We start from the raw sequence: 21,952 nt of genomic DNA, 5'->3' as shown, positions 1-21,952 counted from the left end.
GCTACCCACCCTGCAAGGATCGCTTAAAGAATGGAAACCAAACCGAACTGGCTGGTCAGACATATCAACCTCATCACCACCGCGGTCGCCCTCTATCCGTGGTTGCTGTTGATTTTGCTGCTCTGGGATAACCAGCGCCATCATCAGCACGGCTATGCCGCGCTCGGCGCCGCCATCGCGATATTATTTCTGCTGGCCCTGACATCCGGCATTAATTTCCTCATCTCCTCGCTGGTCATTTTTTGTGCCCGCTGTTCCACTCCACCGCTGGCCGGCGGCGCGACAGTCCGCTTTTTCGCGATGAATTCGATATCACTATGGTGGCTCGGACTGCTGGCCATATGACCTTAAAGCGCCCCTCCGTCATCATGATTCAGGCGAAACACACGATAAATCATTCATTACGCTAAGGACTGATAATGGCTAAGAAAAAGCAGCCCAACTGGGTGATCAGAAACATCAAAAACATCGTGCTGGTCATTTCCCTCTATCCCTGGGCGCTGTTGCTGATAATGATTATGGCGGGTAGCGGAGGCCCCTCATCCGGCGCCATGGCGGCCGGGATGATGGTGTTCTTGCTGTTCATCGTCATATCGATAGCCAACCTGATTATTTCACTGGTGGTTATCGTTATTGCCGATCTCTCAACGTCATCACTCCCCATGCGCTATGGGGCCTATTTTTGTGCCATGAACTCGATATCGGTGTTCTGGCTCATCCCCCTGTTCTTCAGCTACTGATTCTTCGCCAGTCCGGGACGGGGGTCACCCTTGTCCCTATCGCCCGGACGCGGCGTCTCAGGAGGCTTCGCGCCCGGCAAAAATCTCCGCCAGACCGCTGCGCCGCTCGGTTCGCGTCACAATGGCCTGGGAGAGTACCTGCTCGTCGGCATAGAGCGACAAGCGCTGTTTCGCGCGGGTGATGGCGGTATAGACCAGTTCGCGCGTCACCAGCGGGACGCTGCGCGCCGGCAGGATCAGCGCCGCATGTTCGAACTCCGAGCCCTGCGATTTATGCACGGTCATCGCCCAGGCGGTATCATGCTCCGGCAGGCGGCTCGGCTGTACCGACTTGATGGCGCCGTCGGGCATCAGGAACCACACCCGCAGCTCGCCGTTGCGCTCCAGCGCAATGCCGATATCGCCGTTAAACAGCCCCAGCGCGCTGTCGTTGCGCGATATCATGATCGGTCGGCCGTCATACCAGCGGGAGTGGCGCGGCAGGGCGATCGCCCGCTGGCGGTTGAGCCGCTGCTCCAGCCGCTCATTGACGCCGCTCACGCCGTACGGCCCTTCGCGCAGCGCGCACAGCAGCTGGAATTCGCTGAAAGCGGCCAGCATGGCCTGCGGTTCGGCCCGCTCGCGGCGCAGCTGCAGGTAGCGCTCATAGCCCTGCTGGGCCGCGCCGAGCATGGCCTCGTACTCGTCAGTCGTGCTGAGGGGATGAAGCGCGATATCGTCAAACGGCTGGCGCAGCGTGGCCTTCACCTCCGCGCGCGCACCAGCGTTCACCGCCCGCGCCAGGCTCCCGATACCGGAGTGACTGCCGAAGCGATAGCTCTTTTGCAGCAGGCACAAGCTGTCTCTCAGCGCGCCGGCGATAGTCCCCTCGCCCGCAGGCACCGGCGAACCGGTCAGCCGGGTCAGCTCCTGCGCCCGTGCGGCGGTGTAACCCGAGCTTGCCCAGGCGCAGATGTCGCCCAGTACCGCCCCGGCTTCCACGGAGGCCAGCTGGTCGCGATCGCCAAGGAAAATCACCCGCCCGTGAGCCGGCAGCGCGTCGATAAGCCGCGACATCATCGGCAGGTCAATCATCGAGGCTTCATCCACCACCAGCACGTCCAGATGCAGCGGGTTGCCGGCATGATAGCGCATGCGCTGGCTGCCGGGCTGGGCGCCGAGCAGACGATGCAGCGTGCTGGCCTCGGTGGGAATTAACGCTTTCTGCGCGTCGGTCAGCGGCAGCTTTCTCAGTGCCGCCCCCAGCGATTCGGTCAGGCGCGCTGCCGCTTTACCGGTCGGCGCTGCGAGGCGAATACGACAGCGTGGACTGTCGTCAATCTGGATCAGCGCCGCCAGAAGCTTCGCCACGGTGGTGGTCTTCCCGGTCCCGGGACCGCCGGAGATCACCGATATGCGGCGGGTCAGCGCCACCGCCGCGGCCACTTTTTGCCAGTCGGTTTCGCCAGTGGCGGGAAACAGCGCATTCAGGGTGGCCGCCAGCCGCGCCTCATCCATCTCCAGCACCCGGTTGGCGTCATTGAAGAAGCGGGCGACGGTCAGCTCGTTGCGCCACATCCGGTTCAGGTAGAGCCGGTCGCCGCACAAAATCATCGGCGCCGGGGCATCGCCGCAGCTTACCGCCGACGACGCGAGCAGCAGCGCGGGCCAGTCCTCCGGCGCGCCGGCTTCGGCCAGCAGCCGATCGCGGATCTCCCCCGCTTTTCCGCTCAGCGCCTCGTCGCCGCTCAGCCGCGAGAGCGGCAGGCAGACGTGCCCCTCGCCGGCATCCCGGCTCAGTAACGCCGCTGCCAGCTTGACCGCCGGCGGGTCGTTTTGCGCCACCATCAGGGCAAACTGGACGTCCAGCGGCCGCAGCAGACGCTGCTCCACCGCGGCCAGCAGTAGTTGTTCGAAAGTCATGAGGCCTCCTCCTGCGTTTCTCCGGCAAAAAGCTGATCCAGACCGTCAATCAGCGGTCTCACCGGCCGGGTGGTGAAGATCCCCTGCCCCCCCTCCTGCCCGTCCATGCCGCGCAGGAAGAGATAAATCACGCCACCGAAGTGGCGGTCATAGTCATAATCGGCCAGCCGGTGGCGCAGATAGCGGTGCAGCGCCAGGCTATACAGCTGATACTGTAGATCGTAGCGGTGGGCACGCATCGCCTGCTCCATCGCCGGCCGGGTATAGGCCTCGCGATCTCCCCCCAGCCAGTTGGATTTGTAATCCAGCAGGTAATAGCGGCCTTCGTGGCGGAAGACCAGATCGATAAAGCCCTTCAGCATGCCGCGCACCTGGCGGAAATCCAGCGGCGGCGTGTCGGCGGAGAGGGGATCGTACTGGCGGATAAGCGCGTCAAGGCGCTCCGCCGTCAGCAGCTGGGCGATGGGCAGGTAAAACGCCATCTCCACCTGTTTATCCCGCGCCGCAAGCTGATTGAGCGCGATATCCGGCCCCGGCAGGCGGGTCTTCAGCACGCCCCCCAGCCAGTCGGTCAGCACCGGCGCCCACTGCGCGTCAAACCCGCTCAGCTGCAGCTTCTCCGCCATCCATCCGTCCGGCACCGGCTGGGTGAAGTCCAGCTCCTCAAACAAGCTGTGCAGGAAGGTCCCCGGCGCGGCGCCGCGCGGGAACTGGTGCGGAGTCAACTGCGGCTCTTCCACCACTTCACCGACGCCGGCGGCATCGACATCCAGACGCGGCAGCAGATCCTGCCCGCCGCTGAAACCATGCTGCTGCAGCCCGGAGTAGCTGGTCACCCGCCAGTCGTCGGCGATACGGCGCTGTAGCTCACGCGCCGACAGCGGGGGGATGGTCGCCGCGGGCGCCTGCCACGGGGTGAGATCCAGCTCGCCCGGTCTCTGTAATGCAATCTCGCCCTGACAGAAGTCTGCCAGCTGCGCAGCCAGCCCGGCGGCGTCCATGGCTTCACCTGCCTGCAGCAAACGCCCCAGCGCGCTGAGATGGAAATCGCTGTTGCCGGATTTCCGGCTACTGAGCGGCGCCACGCCGAGGCTGCAGTGCCAGACCGCGCGGGTCAAGGCGACGTACAACAGGCGCAGATCTTCCGCCAGCCGTTCCGCCTCCGCCAGCTCGAGGCTGGATTCATCCTGGCCCAGATCCAGCACCGCCGCGAACGTCTCGCGATCGTGGTAAAACGCCTGGTCCTGTTTACGAAACCGGGCGATAAACGGCAGCCAGACCAGGGGGTATTCCAGCCCTTTTGACTTGTGAATGGTGACAATTTGCACCAGGTGCTTATCACTTTCGAGACGCATCTGCTGGCTGGCGGCGTTGCTGTCCGGCTCGGCGATGTGCTGCGCCAGCCAGCGCACCAGGGCATGCTCGCTTTCCAGCTGGCTGGCCGCCTCCTGCAGCAATTCGCTGATGTGCAGAATGTCGGTTAAGCGCCGCTCGCCGCCGCGGGTCGCCAGCAGATTCTCGGCGATATGCCGGGCCGTCATCAACGCCCGCAGCATCGGCATCACCCCTCGCTGCCGCCAGATCTGGCGGTATTCGCTGAACTCCTCTACCAGCGCGTCCCATGCCTGCTCGTCCTGGTTCAGGTTTTCAATATCCAGCGCGGTCAGGCCAAACATGGAGGTCGCCAGCGCGCTGCGCAGGGTATTTTCCCGCTCCGGGGCCAGCACCGCCTGCAGCAGCCAGAGCAGCTCCTGGGCCTCCAGCGTCTCAAAAACGCTGTCGCGGTTGGAGAGGTAGACCGAGGGGATGCCCAGCGTCTGCAGCGCTTCACGCACCTGTGCCGCCTCCAGCCGGTTGCGCACCAGCACCGTGATATCCGAAGCCTGCACCGGGCGCGAGGTTTCCCCACGCCACAGCAGCGCGCGCCCCTGCTGGCCGGCGCTCAGCCAGTCGCGGATCTGCGTGGCGCAGAGCTGCGCCATAAACGTCTGATAATCGCCAGACCCGACGGTGTCGCCGGGCATCAGCCAGACGTTCATCGCAGGTACGTCCGCCGCGTCAACGCTAAAGCGCAGCCCCTGGTTCTTTGCCGCTGCCTTCACCGGCAGGAAGGGGATCTCGCGAAACATAAAGGGGTTATCGCTGAGGCTGAACAAGCGGTTGACGCTGCCGACCATGCCCGGCGAGGAGCGCCAGTTGGTATCGAGGGTGTAGTGCGCGGCAACGTCGCCGCGCGCCTTCATATAGGTAAAGATATCGGCGCCGCGAAAAGCGTAGATGGCTTGTTTTGGGTCGCCGATCAGCAGCAGCGCCGTCTCCGGCTGCTGGCGCCAGATACGGCGAAAAATTCGGTACTGCTGGGGGTCGGTGTCCTGAAATTCATCGATCATCGCCACCGGAAAACGCTGGCGAATGGCGCTGGCCAGCGCCTCGCCGCTGTCGCCGCGCAGCGCCTCGTCAAGCCGGCTGAGCATATCGTCAAACCCCAGCTCGCCGCGGCGGCGCTTTTCGCGCGCGACCGCATCGCGGATCTCGACCATTGCTCTCGCCAGCACCAGATCGGTGAGCGTGAGCGACGAGGACAGCAGCGTCTCAACGGCGCTAAACAACGGATGTACCGGCGGTTCGCCGCCGGCTTTAGTGCGCTCGTACAGAAACGACTGGGCAAATTTCTCCAGCGCGTCGGGCAGCTGGTAGCTCAACGTCTCTTCCTGCGCCCAGGCGTTCACTTTCTCAATCCACTTGCCCTGATTGCCGCGATTGAACTTCCGCCGGTCAAGGCCGGAATTTTCCAGCACGCCTTCGATCTCACCCACCTGCTCACGCCACTGCTGCTTAAGCGAGTCAATGCGGCTGATGATCTGCTGATGGCGCTCGGCCAGCGTCTCGTTAGCGGCTGGCGGTGACTTGAGCTGCGGCGCTTCGCCCTGCAGCCAGCGGTCAAGGGACTTCAGCAGATCGCGCGGCCCTTTCCAGACATCGTGGATCACCGCCGCGATATCGCGGGTCAGGGGATAGCAGTGGCGACGCCAGAAGTCGGCGCAGGCCTGATAGCGCAGGCGGGATTCATCCTCAATCAGCTGCTGCTCGAACAGCATGCCCGACTCGAAGGCGTTGAGGCTCAGCATCCGCTGGCAAAAGCCGTGGATGGTGAATACCGCCGCCTCGTCCATTTGCCGCTCGGCCAGCAGCAGGGTCTTCGCGGCGTCGTCTTTGTCGGCGATCTCCGCCAGCAGCGCGCTGTAGAGCGGGTTGTCAGATTCGCCGCGCAGGCAGGCGATGCGCAGTTCGTGGATGTTGCTGCGGATACGCCCGCGCAGCTCTTCGGTCGCCGCTTCGGTAAAGGTCACCACCAGCAGCTCTTCAACGCTGATGGCGCGGGGATAGGCGGACTCGCCGCCCAGCCCCAACAGCAGCCGCAGATACAGCGCGGCGATGGTAAAGGTTTTTCCGGTGCCCGCAGAGGCTTCTATCAGGCGCTCGCCCGTCAGGGGCAAGCGCAGGGGATCCAAAGACTCAGCGGTGTCGGTCATTCATTCTCTCGCATCAGGGGTAGGGATTGCTGCAATGCGCTGACATTTTCCCACACTTTGCCGCCTTTCGGCTGGGCATAGTCCGCTTTGCCATTCTGGCTACCGGAAATCTGGGACAGTATCGTCATGCCCTGCGGATCCACCACCGTCTGATGGAAGAAGTCGGCAAGTTTTTGCGGCGTCAGCAGTTTAATCTGAGCCACTACTTTATCACGTGAATCAAAACGCATATTACCGCGATCGAAATCTTTGCTCAGTTTCGAGGCTTCATCGCCCAGCGTCTGCGGCGCCTGCAGCATCTGGCTTATCACCGCCTGCTGGAGCTGGGCAAACTCTTCCGGCTTCATCGCCCGCAGCTTCGCCTCCGCGGTGGGGAAGAAGGCCTGGAACCGCTGCCAGAGGAAGGCTGGCTGCTTATCGCTGCTCTGCAGCAGGAAGCCCATACCCCACTGGCGCCCCACGTTCATCGGGAAGGCAAAGACCGCGTAGCCAAGCTGCTCTTCAGTACGCAGCTGGTTGTAGAACCATGGCTGAACGATCTGCCCCAGCAGAGTGCTGGCGGCGGTGCTGCTGAACTCATCGACATTGGGCGGCGCGAACACTGCGGCCAGCGCGGAGTCGGTGCTGTTGCCCGCTTTGTTGAAGATCGCCAGCTGCTGACGGTTCACCACCACGTCTTTATTGCGGCACCATTCGTTGCCGTCAGCGCCCAGCTGCTGCTGGATCTGGCGGGCCAGCGTCGTGGCGGCATCGGCGGTCATATTGCCGATCACCATCAGTTCAGGACGCCCCTTGGTTTTCAGGTTGGCGCGGTAGTCGAGCACCTCTTTAAGGGTGATGGAGGGCAGCAGCGCCCGGCGCACTTCGCGCTGGAAGTACGGCACCTGGGAGACCATCTGGATGGGCATTATCGCCTGATCGTAGGCTTTGCCTTTCTCGGCGGAGTCCATCATCTGCGCATACCAGGATTTGGCCTGCTCCAGCTGCTCCTCGGTCGGCGTATAGCTGAAGTATCCCTGCAACAGATCGCTGAACAGCGCCGGAAGGTGCTGGGTATAGCCGTTGGCATTGACCATTAATCCGTTATTAGCGCCGGTGGAGAACGAAATGCCGCCGACCGCCGCCTGGTTACTGAGCTGATCGAGGGCGATGCCGGCGAGATAATCGTTGAGAGCAAACATCACCTGCCGGCGAGCGCTGTCCATCGCCTGGGGATTACGCAGCACCAGGGAGATATCCGCCTTCGGCTCGCTGGCAAAATACTGGCTCGGGGCATACACCACCCGCAGCGTCGGGTCATCGAGGATCAGCTGCGGATGCGGCCAGGCTTTATCGCTTTTGATGAGGGTGAAATCATCCGGAATATAGGGGTTGAGCGCCGGCAGCTGCAGCTGGATGGCCCGCGATTTGTGCTGCCAGTCAGCGAAGGTCTGCTCGCTAATCTTATCCACCTGATACGGCGCATCGACAAAATAGGCCGTCTTGTTATGCGGCTCCTGGGGGCTGATATACCAGATGCGGGCGTTCTGCGGGGTCATCATCGCCAGCCGGTCTTTGATCGCCTGCGGGTCGTACTGGTCGGCAATGTTGACTACGTCCAGCGCATGCTCGACCGGCACCCGGATCATGGTGTCTGCCAGCCATTCCACGTAATCCATGTCGCGGTTGATTGACGGATAGCGGAAATCCAGCGCCAGCACATGCGCCAGTTCGTCGAAATAGCGTTTGTCGATGCCCTGAGTACGCAGGAGGTCGAGGTAGCTGAAAATGGCCGCCGTCACTTCATCGCGGTGCGCCAGGCCTTTATCGGTGAGGGTGGCAGAGATCGCCAGTACGCCGCTGTTGCCGTTTACCACCGGATCGGAATCGGCGCGGATACCTTCCGCCAGCCCCTGCTTTTGCAGCCAGTCAGAGAGCGTGCCCGGGCTGCGGTTGCCGATGAGATAGGTGACCAGCTCATCGGTTTTACTGCGGAAGCGATCGCTGTTGTTGTCGATGCGAAACTCGACGCGCAGCACTTTGCGCGGCATCGCCGGCACATAGTGAATAATGATGCCTTTTTGCGCATCCGTGACCACCGGGACGGTAATTTGCGGCCTGCTGATCTGACGATTCGGCACGCGGCCAAAGGTGTCAGCAGCCATCCGCGCCAGCTCCGGCAACGGCTTGTTGCTGTAGATCACCGCTTTCATCAGGTTGGCGGAGTACCAGCTATCGCGGAAGGTATGCAACGCATCAAGTACCGGGCTGCCGGGCTTATCGCTGAGCGTCTCGAGGTTGCCACCGGAGAAGTGGGCCGCCGGGTGAGCCGGGTTGATGGTCTCCGCGCTGACCTGGGCCATACGCATCCCGTCTCGCGTCCGGGCCATCGTCAGCTCGGCGTTGACCGCGTTACGTTCGCGGTCGGCATATTTCTTATCCAGCAGCGGCGCGGCGATGGCGTCGGCCAGGCGGTCTACGGCCCCGTCCAGCGCATCATTCTCCACTTCAAGATAAAACGCGGTGCGGTAGGGCGCGGTGCTGGCGTTATGGCTGCCGCCGTGTAGCTTAAGAAACTCTGCAAGGCTGTCAGGCTGGGGATATTTTTGCGACCCCATCAGCGTCATATGTTCCAGAAAATGCGCCAGCCCCTGATGATCGGCCGGATCCTGCAGGGATCCCACCGGCACCACCAGCGCCGACAGCGATTTCACCGCCTGCGGATCGGAAACCAGCAGCACGACCATGTCGTTATCAAGGCGGATCGCCTGATACTGACGCGTGTCTTTTTCGCTTTTGCGGATCGTCTCCTGAATCGGCTGCCATCCGGTGTCGGCCTGACTAAACGGCGCCCAGAGGGCGGCCAGCACAACAAAAACCTTGAACCATAAACTGCGGGGCATTCACGAACCTCATCATTAACAAACTTGCGCTGCACAGCGTGCAGCCTTTTATGTCCATCAGTCCGTGATACGTTGCGCATAATAAATGAACCGCCATTCACTGCGCAATTTTTATACTATTTAAATTTGTGTGGACTGATGGTAACGATATAGCGGTAACAGATAACGCTGCGTCTGGGCAATGATTTCTTCGTAATGCGCCGGCTCCAGCGAACGCCAGAGGCGTTGATACCAGATATCGGCACCCTCCCCGCTGACCACCATGTTACCTTCGTAGGTCTGCAGGAATTTGCTCCGCGCTTTCTGCTGCGTCTCTTCGTCCATTAAGATGACATCCTTTTCGGCGTCGTAACAGGCTTTCAGCCAGGCGCCACCGCTTTCCGGCAGCAGTAGCAGCGGTTGAGACATCCCCAGCAAATAGCCATCCACCAGCGCATTAAGGTACGCCTGCGCCTCGGCGGGCGCCAGCGACGGAAAACGCCATTCCCCCTCTTTACGCACAAACAGCCGGCTCTCGCCAGTACCGCCGCTGGCACAGTAGACAAGGTGTTCCAGCCAAAGTTGCATTCCCTGAGAGACGCTCAGCAGCGAAGGTCGCCAGCGCAGCAGACCGTCCGGCTGCACCTGCTGCAGCCAGCCGGTCAGGTTCACGCCACCGCACTGGAGATCGATCTCCATGCTCTGCGCCTGCTGGCGCTCGGCCATCACCCGCTCGGCCAGGGTCTGCATCTCCAGGCGCTGCGTCTCCCAGACCAGTTCGCCAAAGGCGCCATATGGCAGCTCGCCGGCGGCGCGAAAGCGGCGGAACATAGCCGAGACGTCCTGCTCCTCGATAAGCGTATTGAGCAACTGCTGATTCAGTTGATAACGGCTCAGCCCTTCAAGAGTGAAGGGCTCGTCGTCAGGTATATCGTCCTCTTCGGCGCGGAAATTGACCCGCAAACGCTGCTGAAAGAACGCGCGTACCGGGTGCTGCCAGAAGCGTAAGAGCTGCTCGAACGGCAGGCTGTCAATCGGCGGCGCGGTGAGCGGCTGAATGAAGTCGCTATGCGCTTCCCCCTGCTGACCGGCAGCGGCCAGCCATTCGCGGGCGTAACTTTTGTTCTCGTCCTCCTGGAAATTGGCGACGTCGAACGGCATGCGCGTATGCAGATGGGTGATATGGGCTTTGACCCGGGCTTCGCTGGCGTCGCAGTCAAGCTCTTCGTCGCCAGCAAGACAGTGGCTCTGGCCAATGTAATCCACCAGCTCCTGCACCAGCACCGAAGGAAAGCGCTCGCTGTTGTCCTGGATCGAACGTCCGATATAGCTGATATACAGCGTCTGTTCGGCGGACATCAGCGCCTCGAGGAACAGATAGCGGTCATCATCGCGCCGGCTGCGGTCGCCACGCTGCGGCTTCTGGCTCATCAAATCAAAGCCCAGCGGCGGCAGCGTTCGCGGATAGACTCCGTCATTCATCCCCAGCAGGCAAACCACTTTGAAAGGAATAGAGCGCATCGGCATCAGGGTGCAGATGTTGACCGGGCCGGCAAGAAAGCGCTGACTGATCCGCTGCTGATCGAGACGCTGGGCCAGTTCGTCGCGCAGCAGCGTCAGTGGCACCTGGTCGCCATACTGTGCTTCCAGACCGCTATCAATAACCGCCAGCCACTGTTGCTCAATTAACGCCAGCGCCGCTTCGGTCTCGCTGTCCGGCAGGAAAAAGTCATTCAGCAGATCGCGACAGACAGGCAGCCACTCCGCCAGCGGCCGCTGCTGGGCCAGGCCGCGTCGCCACAGATTAAGCTGCATCAGCAGCGACGCGAGGTTGCCCACCAGTTCGGCGATCAAACCGCTGGATTCATCATACGGCAGCACCGACTGCCACTCTCCCTCGCGGCTGTCCATCGCGTAGCCCAACAGCATGCGGGTGAGGCCGAACCGCCAGGTATGCTGCCCGGTCGCCGGCAGGTCCAGCTCGCGGACGTTGTCGTCATCCATTCCCCAGCGCACCCCGGACTCGTTCACCCACTGGCGCAGGTAGCGCAGCCCTTCTTCCGTGATATTAAAGCGCGCCGCCAGCACCGGGACATCCAGCAGCGCCAGCACATCTTCGCTGGCGAAGCGGCTGTCGGGCAGCGAGAGCAACGTAATAAACGCCTGCAGCACCGGGTGCGACTCGCGGGCGCGACGGTCGGAGATCGCCCACGGCAGCCAGCGGTCACCGCTGGCCGCGCCAAACACCGCCTGAATATAGGGACTGTAGCTGTCGATATCCGCCACCATGACGATGATATCCCGCGGCGTGAGCGTCGGATCCGCCTCCAGCATCGCCAGCAGCCTATCGTGCAGAACTTCCACTTCGCGCTGCGGACTGTGGCAGACGTGAATGCTCAGACTGCGGTCATTCAGCGCCAGCGGACGTTTGTCGCGACTGTGGGCGAACGCCTCTGCGCTCTGACCGGCCACCGCCGCGTTGCGCAGTTCAAGGATATCCGACTGCAGGTTATGCAACAGGTTATCGGGAGTGATATCGACAAAGGCGTCCAGCTCCTCATAGCGCTCCAGCCCTGCCAGCAGGTAGATATAGTCGCGCCCCAGCTTGCCCCAGGAAGCGAGCAGCGGGTTGCCGACATCCTGTTCCCCGGCGTCATTAAACAACCCCGGCGCCTGCTCGGTGTCGCGGAACAGGGGCAGCGCGCGCGCCTCGCGATGATGGCGCCGCTGGCGCGATAGCAGCTTCGCCAGGAATGCCGGATCCTTAATATCTCCCCAGTAGTAGCGGCAGGGGTTGGTAAACAATACGTAGACATCGACATGCCTACCCAACGCCTGCAGCGCCTGCAGATAGACCGGCGGCAGCGCGGAAATCCCGCAAATAAAGACGCGCGACGGCAGCCCGGCAGGCGGTTCATCCGCCTTTTCCAGGGTGCTGATAAAGCGCTGATAGAGATTGGCGCGGTGCCACTGCGGCTGCCCCAGCTCGGCGGTGTAGCTCACCAGCGCTTTCCACAGCGGCGCCTGCCACTGCTGGGCGTCGCCGAGGCCATCAACCCGCTGGTCGGCTTCCCAGCGCATCAGCCACTCCGGGCGATAGACCAGGTACTGGTCATAAAGGTCCGCGACCCGGGCGGCCAGCTGAAACAGCTTGCGCTTGTCGCCGTCATCGCTCAGATACTGGCGCAGCAAGATAAAATCGTCTTCATCGAGGTGCTGCGGCAGGAGGGTCATCAGCTTCCAGCTCATGCTCTGCTTGCTGAAGGCGCTTTCGCCGGGAATATCTTTCAGGACGCGTACGAACATGTCCCAGATAAAGCTCGCCGGCAGCGGGAATTCGATATTGGCGGCAATCCCGAAGCGCGAGGCCAGGGTCATCTGCAGCCACTGCGCCATGCCGGTACTCTGCACCAGCACCATTTCGGCCTGAAAAGGGTCATCCAGCCGCTGGCGCTCGACGATAAACTCCATCAACGCCTCGAGAACATCCAGCCGGTTTGAGTGGTATACCCTTAACATAATAGCTCCTGACTACTGGCTGACCGGGCAATGCAGCCGGGTCATCTGCACCCGCTTTGCAACGGGCATACTGATCGTTACCGTGATGCTGACACATCTTTGCGTCGATGTCTGCATACGGCTTACCTGCGCGCGTGCCGGCAATGGCGGCGCAGAAAGCTGGCTAAAGCGCCACGCGTCGCGCCACAGTTGACGCGTCTGATTCATCTGAACAATCCCTTGCGCCATCCCGCGCTGATAGCCGCCCAGCGCGGCAACCGTCAGCACCATCAGCGCCATCGCCAGCACGGTCTCCGGCAAACTAAAACCCCGCTGACGCTTCAGGGCATTTGACATAAGCTCACCTCCCTGAGCGGGCAAAAATCGCTCCAACCGTGGGCGAAGAAATACACCTGCCCGCCGCGCACCTCGCCGGACTGCCAGACCTGCACCTCGCCGCTGGCGCTACTGAGCAACAGCGAGCCGTCGCCGAAGATGCGCAGACAAGTGTGCCAGCCCTGCTGTGGCTCGGTACGGCAGGCCAGTGGCTCCTGCGCCGACCAGACCTGCTGTTTTCCCCACTGCAGCGCCGAATGGGCGATGGCCGTATCGCGGATCGCCTGCGTTTCGCTGGCAGTTTGCGCCAGCAGCGCCCGCTGCTGCAGGTTAAGCCCCTCGAGTAACAGGCTGCCGAGGGTCAGCAGCAGGAGCACCATCAGCAGCGACGACATCCCACGCTGGCGGATCACAGGTTATACCCCGTCACCCGCTGCTCCACCTCACTCACCAGCCCCGCCCACCGGGCAGAGCGCGCCGCCAGCGTCACGCTCAGCTCCGGCGCGAAGCGGGTGGTGACCAGTCGCTGTACCGAGAAGCGCGTCACCACGATGGCGGCCGGATTGGTGATTTTCTCCCATCCGCTGCCGCGGCAGTCGCTGGCCCCGCGCAAGGTCTCCAGCGCGCCGTCGCGCAGGCGAAAGCCGGTGCTCTCCGCCGCTGCCGCAGGGGAGGTTTCCCATCTCCCGTTGCTGTTCGCGTCCCAGCGCACAATCAGACACTCGCCGCCAGCGGCTAGCTCCAGCCCGGCGCCGCCGCACGCTCCCCGGCAGTACCCGGCGCGCTGGAGATGTTTTCCCACGGCATGCACGCGCTGCCACAGCTCGTTCTCCAGGGCCAGCTGTTCGCCCTGGCGCAGAATATGACGCTGCAGGGCAGGCAGAAAACGGCAGGCCCCCATCAGCAGCAGCGAGCCGATGGCCATGGCGATAAGCGCCTCCGCCAGGGAAAATCCGCGACTGTTCACTGACATCCCCCTGCGCTGTCGCTGGGGCATAAACGAATCCGCCCCCAGTGTGAGATCACGATGCTCCAGCTGCCGGCCGCGCTCTGCAGCCGCAGATTCCCCGCCCAGGCGGTGCTGCGCAGACCATAAAACCCCAGACCAGGCGTAACACCGACCAGCGTGATCCCCGGCCAGCGCGGACGCAGCGTGAAGGCCGACCCGGCGGTGCAGTCCGACCCTTCCCCCTGCGCACTCAGGCACCAGCCCGCCTCGTCCTGGCCGATGCGAAGCACACGGTCACGGTTGTACGCGTTGGCGTCATCGCGCAGAAAGACCAGAAAATCCCGCACCTGGGCGGCGGTTTGCCACAGTCGTTGCTGTTGCTGCCAGCGCTGCCAGCCGTACAGGCCGCCGACGCTGAGGATCATCATTAACGTCAGCGTTACCAGGGTTTCCATCAGGGTGTAGCCATGTTCTCTGTTCATGGCGTTGAGTATGCCGCGGCGATTGCCCCTGACGCGATGATGGAAAATAGCTTTCCCGGCCAGATACGCAAAAAAGGTTTGTATTACCACCAGCAGAACATTTTTTTGCGAACGTCTACCCAACTTCGCCCACCGCAACCGCCTGTGACCTGGGGCGGGTGGAAACGACCTTGTCCCTGTGGCAAGGGAGATCCCCCCATCGGGATGGGGTGTAAAGGGCATAAAAAAACCGGCGCCATCGGGCGCCGGTTGGTCATATCAGCAGGGGGTTAAATCGCCACCGGCGCTTTAATGCCCGGATGCGGATCGTAACCTTCAATCTCGAAGTCTTCAAAGCGGTAGTCGAAAATCGACGCCGGCTTGCGCTTGATGACCAGCTTCGGCAGCGGACGCGGTTCGCGGCTCAACTGCAGGTTGGTCTGCTCGAGATGGTTGCTGTACAGGTGGGTGTCGCCGCCGGTCCAGACGAAATCACCGACCTGCAGATCGCACTGCTGCGCCACCATATGCACCAGCAGCGCGTAGCTGGCGATATTGAACGGCAGGCCGAGGAATACGTCGCAGGAGCGCTGATACAGCTGGCAGGAGAGCTTGCCATCGGCGACGTAGAACTGGAAGAAGGCGTGGCACGGCGCCAGCGCCATTTTATCCAGCTCGCCGACGTTCCACGCCGAGACGATGATCCGGCGGGAGTCCGGGTCGTTTTTCAGCTGGTTCATCACCGTGGTGATCTGGTCGATATGACGACCATCCGGCGCAGGCCAGGAACGCCACTGTTTGCCGTAAACCGGCCCCAGGTCGCCGTTTTCATCTGCCCACTCGTCCCAGATGGTGACGTTGTTCTCGTGCAGATAGGCGATGTTGGTATCGCCCTGCAGGAACCACAGCAGTTCATGGATGATGGAGCGTAAATGACAGCGCTTGGTGGTCACCAGCGGGAAGCCTTCCTGCAGGTTAAAACGCATCTGATGGCCGAAAATAGAGATCGTGCCAGTGCCGGTGCGGTCATTTTTTGGCGTGCCCTCGGTGAGCACTTTCTGCATCAAATCAAGATACTGTTTCATGGTTCCTCAAGAATTCTGTGGCTGCGGACGGTGGCGGTAAGCCCAAACCATCATAATGATACCCGCAAGCACCATCGGGATCGAAAGAATCTGCCCCATGCTGATGTACTGCACCCAACCGCCGGTGAACTGGGCGTCGGGCTGGCGGAAGAATTCCACGATAATGCGGAACAGGCCGTAGCCAATCAGGAACAGGCCGGAAACGGAGCCGGTTGGGCGCGGTTTACGGATAAACAGGTTCAGGATCAGGAACAACACCACGCCTTCCAGCGCCAGCTCGTACAGCTGCGACGCGTGACGCGGCAGCGCGCCGTAGGTATCGAACAGCGATTGCCATTCCGGATGCGTCGGCAGCAGCGCCAGGTCTTCGGCACGGGAGCCCGGGAAAATCATCGTGTAGTGGAAGCTTGGGTCCACGCGGCCCCACAGTTCACCGTTGATAAAGTTGCCCAGACGCCCGGCGCCAAGGCCAAACGGGATCAGCGGGGCGATAAAATCGGAGACCTGGAAGAAGGTGCGTTTGGTGCGTCTGGCGAAGATAATCATTACCAGGATCACACCGATCAGGCCGCCGTGGAACGACATGCCGCCGTCCCAGACGCGGAACAGATACAGCGGATCGGCAAGAAATACCGGCAGGTTGTAAAACAGCACGTAGCCGATACGGCCGCCCAGGAAGACGCCGAGAAAGCCCGCGTAAAGCAGGTTTTCCACTTCATTTTTCGTCCAGCCGCTGCCCGGACGATTCGCCCGACGGGTGGCCAGCCACATCGCAAAGACAAAGCCCACCAGGTACATCAAACCGTACCAGTGGAGGGAGACCGGGCCTAGAGAAAAAATGACCGGATCGAACTCCGGAAAATGCAGGTAGCCACTATTCATCTGTCACCATAAAGACTTGTTATTCCGCCGAAAGTGGACAGCGGTGATGATCCATGCCCGCATAAAATGGGCACGCCGAAGGAGGCGAATCATAGCATAAGCCACAAAAGCGATCCGCGCCGAACGTGTAAAAGATATGTATACGGATGCTAACAGAATGCCGTTTTCCCGACGAAGCCCTATTTTGCCGGATGGCGCGAACAGGGGATCCCCGGGTTACGGCTTACACCTCACCCGGGCTGCCGCTACCGCCCGCCGCGGATCAGACCGCCAAGACCGCGACGCTCCATAAAGGCCGCCACCTGATGGCGCACCTCGGCGGTCATCTGGGCATCGAGGCTACGACGCGACAGCTCCTGCGCCTCTTCGATATCGATGCGGCGCAGCAGATATTTCACCCTCGCCACCGAGCGGCCGTTCATCGACAGATGACGATAACCGAGGCCGATAAGGATCGTTACGCACATCGGGTCGCCCGCCATCTCGCCGCACAGTCGCAGATCGATACCAAAGCGCTCGGCGTCATGGGCGATCATCGCCAGCGCCCGTAATACCGCCGGATGCAGGCTGTCATACATGCTGGCGACCCGGGTATTGTTGCGATCGACGGCCAGCAGGTACTGGGTCAGGTCGTTCGTCCCTACCGAGATAAAATCGATCCGGCTGGCCAGCTGCGGCAGCATAAAGACCATCGACGGGACCTCCAGCATCACCCCCAGGCGTGGCCGTGGGATGGCGTAGCCGATCATCTCTTCCACTTCCCGGCTGGCGCGGTCGATCAGCCGACGGGCCTCATCCACCTCCTCCAGACTGGTCACCATCGGCAGCAAAATGCTGAGGTTGCCGGTGGCGGCGTTGGCGCGCAGCATCGCCCGCACCTGGATCAAAAAGATCTCCGGCTGATCGAGGGTGATGCGGATCCCGCGCCAGCCGAGGCACGGGTTCTCTTCACTGATCGGCATATACGGCAGCTGTTTATCGGCGCCGATGTCCAGGGTACGCAGGGTCACCGGTTTGCTGTTAAACATCTGCAGCATGCCCTGATATTGAGCGACCTGCTCCTCTTCCGACGGGAAGCCGCTCTGCAGCATAAAAGGAATTTCAGTACGGTAGAGGCCAATACCGTCAACAAAGCTGCCAAGCTTCTCTTCGTGCTCCGGGCTTAAGCCGGCGTTGAGCATGACTTTCACCCGCTCACCGCTTTTCAGCTCCGACGCGCGCTGGAGATCGTCCTCCGCCAGGCGGCTGAGCTCGTTCTCTTCGCTGATAAGGCGCTGATATTCCTGCAACAGGACAGGTTCTGGATCCACCAACAGCTCACCGCGATAGCCATCAACAATCAGGGTATGGCCATGCAGCAGAGAGGGCTGGATATCGGCGCCCATCACCGTCGGGATCCCGAGGGCTCGCACCATAATGGCGGCATGGGAGTTGGCGGCGCCATCGCGCACCACCACGCCAGCCAGACGATCCTGCGGCACTTCGGCGAGGGTGGTGGCCGACAGCTCGTCCGCCACCAGAATAATGCGCGCCGGCCAGGTGTTGGGCCCCTGAATGCTGTCGTCGAGATGGAACAGCAGACGCTGGCCCAAAGTACGCAGATCGCCGGCCCGCTCTTTCAGATAGCCGTCGCTCAGCGCGGCAAACTGTTCGGCGAACTTCTCGATGATCTTTTTGACCGCCCACTCGGCCACCGCGCCTTTATCGACTTCGGCAAACAGCTCGCGACGCAGGCGGGCGTCGGAGAGCAGGTGCGAGTAGAGATCGAAGATTGCCGCCGTCTCTTTTTGCGCGCCGGCGGCGTAGCGTTTGCTGTAGCGACGAAACTCGTTGGCCGCCTCTTCCAGCGCGCCGGTCAGGCGTTCGCGTTCCGAGGCGGTATCCAGCGTCGAGGCCTCATACACCTGCTCCATCAGCGGCAGGCTGACGTCCATCCAGCCTTCGGCGATCGCCACCCCGGACGAGGCCGGCAGGGCGCGAATACGCGTCTGACGATACTGGCCGAACAGGGCGTTCAGCTGGGACTGGGAGAGGATCGCCGCCATCTGGGTGGCGAGGGTGACGAGGAAAGACTCTTCGCTTTCATCAAACTGACGCAGCTCGCGCTGCTGGACCACCAGCACGCCCAACAGCTGGCGGCGCTGAATGATCGGCACGCCAAGGAAGGCGCGGAAGCGGTCCTCTTTGACGGCAGGGATATATTTGAAGCTGGGGTGTTTTTGCGCATCGGCGAGGTTGATGGGCTCCGCCAGGCGGCCAACCAGCCCCACCAGGCCTTCATCGAACGCCAGCGCAACGGTGCGCCCGCGAGGTTTTTTTAACCCGCGGGTGGCCATCAGGTAATAGCAGCGTCGGTCATTGTCAGCCAGGTAAACCGAGCAGACTTCCGTCTCCATCGCCTGGCAGACATCCGTCACCAGAATATCCAGCGCCTCGTTTAAACGCGGCGCACTCGCGACCTTCTCGACTATTTCTCGCAACCGAGTGAGCATAATGTGCGTGGCTTAACCTCTTTTACGTCGATAAGCAGGCGCGCTTTGCGGCTTAGGTGCACTCTCCGCCAGCGACATGGTCACGCTGGCGAACTCTTTCATCACCCGGCGGTAGACGTCGCGCTTGAACGACACCACCTGGCGAACCGGGTACCAGTAACTCACCCAGCGCCAACCATCAAATTCAGGTGTACTGCTGGTTTGCATATTGATGTCCGCATCGTTGCCGATCAACTGCAAAAGAAACCACTTTTGTTTCTGGCCGATACAAACCGGCTTTGTGTCCCAACGCACCAAACGTTTAGGCAACTTGTAACGCAGCCAGTTACGGGTCGAGGCCAGGATCCGCACATCTTTACGGCTTAGCCCGACCTCTTCAAATAACTCCCGATACATCGCCTGCTCTGCGGATTCTCCTGGATTTATGCCCCCTTGCGGGAACTGCCACGAGTGCTGACCATAGCGTCGGGCCCACATCACCTGGCCCTGACGATTACAGATTACAATACCGACATTTGGGCGGTAGCCATCGTCATCAATCACCGGACTACCTCAAGATAAGCTTCAATGTGAATGATTGTTTCACACTCGCCGGAAACGGTAAACCACTCTGTTCGCACACTGAGAACGGATAACATTTGAATAACTCACAGTAATTGCCAGAGTTATAAACAATGAAAGTGCGTGACGCCCCATTTTATTCACTTTTTCTGTGGATAGAGTTGTGAAGAAGTACGGAATTAACCCGGGAAAACCCGGAGTAATCCGAACATCGCACCGCTAGCACCTTAAAATAATGATAGCATATTCATTAAGTTAGAATATATTCCTTTCACTTATTACAGCATAACGTGACGATCATCACATATGCGATCCGGCGACTGATGAAAGATCGAGCAATGTCGATTTTATCCACAGATTACGCGCAGGCCGCGGGCAGATTTTCTCTAAAATTTCGATTTTCGTCGCACGTCAAGGCTGTAAATCGAACCAGTAGTGGGGCTTTTCCCCAGTTATCCCACTTTTCTGTGGATAACATGGTGTAAGATCCTGTTTATTGTCAGTGACCAGTTCTGGAAAACCCATTTTCACGGTTTTCATCAGCGGCCTGATAAGTTTAAAAAGTCATATAAATCATGTGATTGGTATAGTTACTCAGAAAACGGTAAACTCTATCCACAACGCGCGAAATTAGCGCTCACTTTTTAACCAAAGGTATTGCCCTATGCCCGCTATCGCTCCCCTCTCCTCACCGCCGCAAAGTCAGGAACAGCTGCTGGCCCAGGCCCGCCAGCTGGCCGGCTATTCGCTGGGCGAGCTGGCGGCGCTGGCGGGGATCCCCATTCCCCGCGATCTGAAGCGTGATAAAGGCTGGACGGGCATTCTGCTGGAGCTATGGCTGGGGGCCAGCGCGGGCAGTAAACCCGAGCAGGACTTCGCCGCGCTGGGGGTGGAGCTCAAAACGATCCCCATCGACAGCCGGGGACGCCCGCTGGAGACCACCTTTGTCTGCGTCGCCCCGTTAACCGGCAATAGCGGCGTCACCTGGGAGAGCAGCCATGTACGACATAAGCTGCAGCGTGTCCTGTGGATCCCGGTGGAGGGTGAACGCACCATCCCGCTGGCGGCGCGGCGCGTCGGCGCACCGCTGTTATGGAGCCCGGACGAAGATGAGGAGCGCCAGCTGCGCATGGACTGGGAAGAACTGATGGATCTCATTGTCCTCGGTGAGGTAGAGCGCATAACCGCCCGCCACGGCGAGGTGCTGCAGTTAAGACCGAAAGCCGCCAACAGCAAGGCGCTGACCGAAGCCATCGGCGCCCGCGGCGAGACGATCCTCACGTTGCCGCGCGGTTTCTATCTGAAAAAGAATTTTACCGCCGCCCTGCTCGCCCGCCATTTCTTGTTACAACACGATTAATTTTTTGTTCTGCGTTGGGGTTGCATATAATTGCTGCTTTCTATTTTGCAGGACTTTGAACAATGTTATTTGCATGGATAACCGATCCTAACGCCTGGCTGGCGCTGGGCACGTTGACGCTGCTGGAGATCGTGCTCGGGATCGATAATATTATTTTTCTCTCTCTGGTCGTGGCCAAGCTACCTACCGCCCAGCGCGCCCATGCGCGGCGGATCGGTCTGATGGGGGCGATGGTCATGCGTCTGGCGCTGCTGGCCTCTATCGCCTGGGTCGTTAAGCTGACCAATCCGCTCTTCACCGTCCTCGGTCAGGAGATTTCGTTTCGCGATCTGATCTTGCTGCTCGGCGGACTGTTCCTTATCTGGAAAGCCAGTAAAGAGATCCATGAATCTATCGAAGGTGAAGAGGAGGGGCTGAAAACTAACGTTCACTCCTTCCTCGGCGCCATCGTGCAGATCATGCTGCTGGATATCATCTTCAGCCTCGACTCCGTCATCACCGCCGTCGGCCTGTCAGATCATCTGTTCATTATGATGGCGGCGGTGGTGATCGCGGTGGGGGTGATGATGTTCGCCGCGCGACCTATCGGCGATTTTGTTGACCGTCATCCTTCCGTGAAAATGCTGGCGCTGTCGTTTCTGATCCTCGTCGGCTTTACCCTGATGCTGGAAAGTTTCGACGTTCATGTGCCGAAGGGATACATCTATTTCGCCATGTTCTTCTCTATCGCGGTGGAGAGCCTTAACCTGCTGCGTAATAAGAAAAACCCGCTGTAAACCACAAAATTGCAGCCTGGTCACAGGCTGCAACCCTTTTTCAGACTTTACTGCTTTTTATGTCTCACAAATCAGGCTATTAATAGACGGGTATGGGGTGCAGCTACTGAAGAGGTGATGACGATGAAAAAATGGGCAGTATTGATTTCCGCCGTAGGACTGGCGTTCTCGGTTTCCGGTTGCAGCAGCGATTACGTCATGGCGACCAAAGATGGGCGAATGATCCTGACCGACGGTAAACCTACCGTGGATGACGATACCGGTCTTATCAGTTACGAAGATCAGCAGGGTAATAAAATGCAGATCAATCGTGACGACGTTTCGCAAATCATTAAGCGTTAATCTTTCCCTGTCGGCCCCAGCTTCTGTTGACGCTGCGCTTACCGACCACCAGTCTTTTGAGAAGAGTCGGGATATACCAGGACGCCGCGGGTTTCACCCACCGCCCCTCCTCGTCACCCGGCTTTTTTGATTTTTTACTTCCTCTTTTTCTCACCCTCTGCCATGTTGATACTC

17 protein-coding genes and 1 pseudogene are annotated in these 21,952 nt (G+C 60.5%); 6 read left to right on the top strand and 12 right to left on the bottom strand.

The features are described from left to right. Positions 1–30 precede the first annotated feature (30 nt). Both B8P98_RS04920 and B8P98_RS04915 read left to right on the top strand, forming a co-directional pair. Positions 31–345: a hypothetical protein gene (locus B8P98_RS04920; protein WP_025711310.1), complete on the top strand. Its 315-nt coding sequence runs from the start codon at positions 31–33 to the stop codon at positions 343–345. Positions 346–419: 74 nt separating this feature from the next. Further along, the gene (locus B8P98_RS04915; protein ID WP_025711309.1) at positions 420–740 is read left to right on the top strand and encodes a hypothetical protein; all 321 of its coding nucleotides are present in this window, start codon (positions 420–422) and stop codon (positions 738–740) included. A 57-nt stretch (positions 741–797) separates the two neighbouring features. Here B8P98_RS04915 and recD read toward each other — a convergent pair whose 3' ends face one another. The 12 genes from recD to rppH all read right to left on the bottom strand — a co-directional run bounded on the left by recD (position 798) and on the right by rppH (position 19,282). Then, positions 798–2,642 (bottom strand): exodeoxyribonuclease V subunit alpha, encoded by a 1,845-nt coding sequence (recD, locus tag B8P98_RS04910; protein ID WP_025711308.1) that lies wholly within the window; start codon positions 2,640–2,642, stop codon positions 798–800. Next, entirely contained in the window at positions 2,639–6,175 is a 3,537-nt protein-coding gene (gene recB, locus B8P98_RS04905; protein WP_095032796.1) for an exodeoxyribonuclease V subunit beta, read from the bottom strand. Before recB ends, recD begins: the two co-directional genes overlap by 4 nt. Then, positions 6,172–9,057, bottom strand: a complete 2,886-nt coding sequence (gene ptrA / locus B8P98_RS04900) for a pitrilysin (RefSeq protein WP_095032795.1) — start codon at positions 9,055–9,057, stop codon at positions 6,172–6,174. The genes recB and ptrA overlap by 4 nt, the downstream gene beginning before the upstream one ends. A gap of 120 nt (positions 9,058–9,177) precedes the next feature. Then, positions 9,178–12,555, bottom strand: a complete 3,378-nt coding sequence (gene recC / locus B8P98_RS04895) for an exodeoxyribonuclease V subunit gamma (RefSeq protein WP_025711305.1) — start codon at positions 12,553–12,555, stop codon at positions 9,178–9,180. A 12-nt stretch (positions 12,556–12,567) separates the two neighbouring features. Continuing rightward, positions 12,568–12,891: a prepilin-type N-terminal cleavage/methylation domain-containing protein gene (locus B8P98_RS04890; RefSeq protein ID WP_025711304.1), complete on the bottom strand. Its 324-nt coding sequence runs from the start codon at positions 12,889–12,891 to the stop codon at positions 12,568–12,570. Next, on the bottom strand, positions 12,876–13,283 hold the full coding sequence (locus B8P98_RS04885) for a DUF2509 family protein (protein WP_025711303.1): 408 nt from the start codon (positions 13,281–13,283) through the stop codon (positions 12,876–12,878). The genes B8P98_RS04890 and B8P98_RS04885 overlap by 16 nt, the downstream gene beginning before the upstream one ends. Further along, positions 13,280–13,837, bottom strand: coding sequence for a prepilin peptidase-dependent protein (locus B8P98_RS04880; RefSeq protein ID WP_025711302.1), 558 nt, complete (start codon positions 13,835–13,837; stop codon positions 13,280–13,282). The genes B8P98_RS04885 and B8P98_RS04880 overlap by 4 nt, the downstream gene beginning before the upstream one ends. After that, a complete protein-coding gene (locus tag B8P98_RS04875; protein WP_025711301.1) occupies positions 13,834–14,385 on the bottom strand; it encodes a prepilin peptidase-dependent protein in 552 nt (183 codons plus the stop codon). The genes B8P98_RS04880 and B8P98_RS04875 overlap by 4 nt, the downstream gene beginning before the upstream one ends. Positions 14,386–14,570: 185 nt before the next feature. Then, positions 14,571–15,365: a thymidylate synthase gene (gene thyA / locus B8P98_RS04870; protein ID WP_015958927.1), complete on the bottom strand. Its 795-nt coding sequence runs from the start codon at positions 15,363–15,365 to the stop codon at positions 14,571–14,573. A 6-nt stretch (positions 15,366–15,371) separates the two neighbouring features. Next, positions 15,372–16,247: a prolipoprotein diacylglyceryl transferase gene (lgt, locus tag B8P98_RS04865; RefSeq protein ID WP_004174524.1), complete on the bottom strand. Its 876-nt coding sequence runs from the start codon at positions 16,245–16,247 to the stop codon at positions 15,372–15,374. 245 nt (positions 16,248–16,492) lie between these two features. Then, positions 16,493–18,739: a phosphoenolpyruvate--protein phosphotransferase gene (gene ptsP, locus B8P98_RS04860; RefSeq protein ID WP_002915935.1), complete on the bottom strand. Its 2,247-nt coding sequence runs from the start codon at positions 18,737–18,739 to the stop codon at positions 16,493–16,495. A 12-nt stretch (positions 18,740–18,751) separates the two neighbouring features. Beyond that, a complete protein-coding gene (gene rppH, locus B8P98_RS04855; RefSeq protein WP_004205443.1) occupies positions 18,752–19,282 on the bottom strand; it encodes an RNA pyrophosphohydrolase in 531 nt (176 codons plus the stop codon). Between the two features lie 453 nt (positions 19,283–19,735). Here rppH and B8P98_RS30700 point away from each other — a divergent pair. The 4 genes and pseudogenes from B8P98_RS30700 to B8P98_RS04830 form a co-directional block, all read left to right on the top strand. After that, positions 19,736–19,876: pseudogene (locus tag B8P98_RS30700) on the top strand (hypothetical protein); the annotation flags it as partial. An 88-nt stretch (positions 19,877–19,964) separates the two neighbouring features. Next, positions 19,965–20,660: a DNA mismatch repair endonuclease MutH gene (gene mutH, locus B8P98_RS04840; protein WP_025711299.1), complete on the top strand. Its 696-nt coding sequence runs from the start codon at positions 19,965–19,967 to the stop codon at positions 20,658–20,660. 62 nt (positions 20,661–20,722) lie between these two features. After that, positions 20,723–21,436 carry a TerC family protein gene (locus B8P98_RS04835; protein ID WP_004205441.1) on the top strand — a complete coding sequence of 238 codons (714 nt, stop codon included), beginning with the start codon at positions 20,723–20,725 and terminating at the stop codon, positions 21,434–21,436. A gap of 123 nt (positions 21,437–21,559) precedes the next feature. Beyond that, positions 21,560–21,778, top strand: coding sequence for a YgdI/YgdR family lipoprotein (locus B8P98_RS04830; protein WP_002915974.1), 219 nt, complete (start codon positions 21,560–21,562; stop codon positions 21,776–21,778). Positions 21,779–21,952: the final 174 nt, after the last annotated feature.

The sequence above is a fragment of the Klebsiella quasivariicola genome (assembly GCF_002269255.1).
GTDB classification, from domain to species: domain Bacteria; phylum Pseudomonadota; class Gammaproteobacteria; order Enterobacterales; family Enterobacteriaceae; genus Klebsiella; species Klebsiella quasivariicola.
Note: the sequence above shows the minus strand (reverse complement) of the source record. Positions and strands in the feature narration are given on the sequence as shown.

What these genes read in the sequence shown, in the direction of transcription:
- B8P98_RS04920 (WP_025711310.1), top strand. Translation starts at nt 31, where the DNA reads ATGGAAACCAAACCGAACTGGCTGGTCAGACATATCAACCTCATCACC.
- B8P98_RS04915 (WP_025711309.1), top strand. Translation starts at nt 420, where the DNA reads ATGGCTAAGAAAAAGCAGCCCAACTGGGTGATCAGAAACATCAAAAAC.
- recD (WP_025711308.1), bottom strand. Translation starts at nt 2,642, where the DNA reads ATGACTTTCGAACAACTACTGCTGGCCGCGGTGGAGCAGCGTCTGCTG.
- recB (WP_095032796.1), bottom strand. Translation starts at nt 6,175, where the DNA reads ATGACCGACACCGCTGAGTCTTTGGATCCCCTGCGCTTGCCCCTGACG.
- ptrA (WP_095032795.1), bottom strand. Translation starts at nt 9,057, where the DNA reads ATGCCCCGCAGTTTATGGTTCAAGGTTTTTGTTGTGCTGGCCGCCCTC.
- recC (WP_025711305.1), bottom strand. Translation starts at nt 12,555, where the DNA reads ATGTTAAGGGTATACCACTCAAACCGGCTGGATGTTCTCGAGGCGTTG.
- B8P98_RS04890 (WP_025711304.1), bottom strand. Translation starts at nt 12,891, where the DNA reads ATGTCAAATGCCCTGAAGCGTCAGCGGGGTTTTAGTTTGCCGGAGACC.
- thyA (WP_015958927.1), bottom strand. Translation starts at nt 15,365, where the DNA reads ATGAAACAGTATCTTGATTTGATGCAGAAAGTGCTCACCGAGGGCACG.
- lgt (WP_004174524.1), bottom strand. Translation starts at nt 16,247, where the DNA reads ATGAATAGTGGCTACCTGCATTTTCCGGAGTTCGATCCGGTCATTTTT.
- ptsP (WP_002915935.1), bottom strand. Translation starts at nt 18,739, where the DNA reads ATGCTCACTCGGTTGCGAGAAATAGTCGAGAAGGTCGCGAGTGCGCCG.
- mutH (WP_025711299.1), top strand. Translation starts at nt 19,965, where the DNA reads ATGCCCGCTATCGCTCCCCTCTCCTCACCGCCGCAAAGTCAGGAACAG.
- B8P98_RS04835 (WP_004205441.1), top strand. Translation starts at nt 20,723, where the DNA reads ATGTTATTTGCATGGATAACCGATCCTAACGCCTGGCTGGCGCTGGGC.
- B8P98_RS04830 (WP_002915974.1), top strand. Translation starts at nt 21,560, where the DNA reads ATGAAAAAATGGGCAGTATTGATTTCCGCCGTAGGACTGGCGTTCTCG.